The organism is Alcanivorax sp. (assembly GCF_014762765.1).
Classification (GTDB): domain Bacteria; phylum Pseudomonadota; class Gammaproteobacteria; order Pseudomonadales; family Alcanivoracaceae; genus Alcanivorax.
Window position 1 is genome coordinate 1 of sequence record NZ_JABURH010000005.1, and the last position, 1498, is coordinate 1498.

General features: G+C 53.7%; 3 protein-coding genes. 1 reads left to right on the forward strand and 2 read right to left on the reverse strand.

Annotated features, from left to right (window positions below; genetic code table 11):
* Nucleotides 1–335, forward strand: a 335-nt coding sequence (locus tag HUJ17_RS00045; protein ID WP_290508801.1) for a hypothetical protein, incomplete at its 5' end; no start/stop codon positions are given.
* Between the two features lie 41 nt (nt 336–376).
* On the opposite strand, the gene HUJ17_RS00050 is transcribed toward HUJ17_RS00045, so the two are convergent.
* Nucleotides 377–571, reverse strand: a complete 195-nt coding sequence (locus HUJ17_RS00050) for an AlpA family transcriptional regulator (protein WP_102790838.1) — start codon at nt 569–571, stop codon at nt 377–379.
* A 54-nt stretch (nt 572–625) separates the two neighbouring features.
* Nucleotides 626–1345, reverse strand: coding sequence for an inovirus Gp2 family protein (locus tag HUJ17_RS00055; RefSeq protein ID WP_290508802.1), 720 nt, complete (start codon nt 1343–1345; stop codon nt 626–628).
* Nucleotides 1346–1498 lie beyond the last annotated feature (153 nt).

The following is a 1498-nucleotide window of genomic DNA, read 5'->3' on the forward strand; positions in this document are numbered from 1 at the left end:
CTTTCGCTGCCGCCCTAATGGCCATCACTCTTTCCGGCTGCTCCGATCTCTCGGAGGTCATTGAGGTCGGTTCCGCGACCAGCCATACAGGCTTGGGATATGGAATGAACCCCAAGTACGTGACGATTCGAAGCCTCGTAGAAGAAGTGGAAATCCAGGAGGTCACCGTCAACCGGGGGGAATGCCGCGTCATCAAATACAACGGAAGAAGCCAACTGCCCAAGACAATCAAATTTGGGAAAACAGCCAAGATCCAAGTCAACAATGACTGCGACGTTCTTGAGGCTGAAATCGAAACCGATCAAGGGGCTGGCACCTACAGCTTCGGCGGTTAACCACCCCCCAATACAGCGGCTCGACAGAGAGCCGCTACCTTTTACTCTCCCGCCAAACGATCCCTTTCTTCAATTCTCTCCAAAATCCAGGATTCCACCTCGTCAGACACCCACCCAGAGGCTCTGCCGCCCAACTGCACCGGCTTGGGGAAGGCGCCCTCACTGGCCAACTTGTAAATGTACGATCGGCCCAGCCCGGTGGTGTCCATGACTTCCTTCAAACGCATGATCTTCATGAGACTCTCCTTCAACTCATGAGATAGCGCTCGCCTGTATTTTTTTACTCACTCCTATCTCCGGCTGGTACCGAAGTGTCTGATCCCCATCCCGTATTGCTTGGTCTTGGCTTTCGCCAAGTAGCTGATGCGGCTAAATAAACCCGCCACCTCAGCTTCCCCACCAGCTGAACCCACATTGACTCGGTATACGCAGCTGTAGGGGAAGTGGACCAATCCACTCCCCTCATCTGCCCCCAACCCGACGGCTCGTGACCATGCCTTCACAATGCGCTCGGCAAGGTTCTTAGCTGGCCTGTCCGCCAACAAGTCACGCGGCACGTCCGGATCAGGCATTGCAGCCCCTTCCCCCTTCGCAGAAGGCAGGCTCCCTAGCTGCCGGTAAGTATCCTTGTTAAAGAACAGGCAGACGTGGAAATGAGGTTGATCGCTGCTGTCCTGCTCTCGTACCCAGATATACCGGACAGCGGTGTCATGGACCCGCTTACCTTCGCTACGTCTACGATTAACGTCAGCTTTTACTTGTTCTCGCAACGAGCTGATAAATCGCCCCATCACAAACTCCAGCTGAAAGTGATGACGCTCAGGCAGACGCAGATCGAGTCTCACAGCCAACGTTCGAGGGTGTTCAGACAATGACCAATCCAGGGTCTCTTTGAAGCGGTACAGATATTCATGCACTAGCGGTCCATGCTGAAGCTGGACCTCATAGCCATGCCAAGAGCCTGTGTGGTGTAGGGAAAGGTTGGTGTTAAGAGGGTGCCGGTTAATCATTAATTTCTCCTATGAGAATTGTTTACTCATAGGAGATGCCTGCGTGTAACTTTCGACCGGCACCAAGGTAGGTAAATACCGCTGCCCGGCTTTAGGGAGCCAGACAGCTAATAATCCTGATTGGGTATCCCAGCCTTCAACAAGTGGGCTGGA

Coding starts and splice junctions, on each gene's coding strand:
- HUJ17_RS00050 (WP_102790838.1), bottom strand. CDS start 571: ATGAAGATCATGCGTTTGAAGGAAGTCATGGACACCACCGGGCTGGGC.
- HUJ17_RS00055 (WP_290508802.1), bottom strand. CDS start 1,345: ATGATTAACCGGCACCCTCTTAACACCAACCTTTCCCTACACCACACA.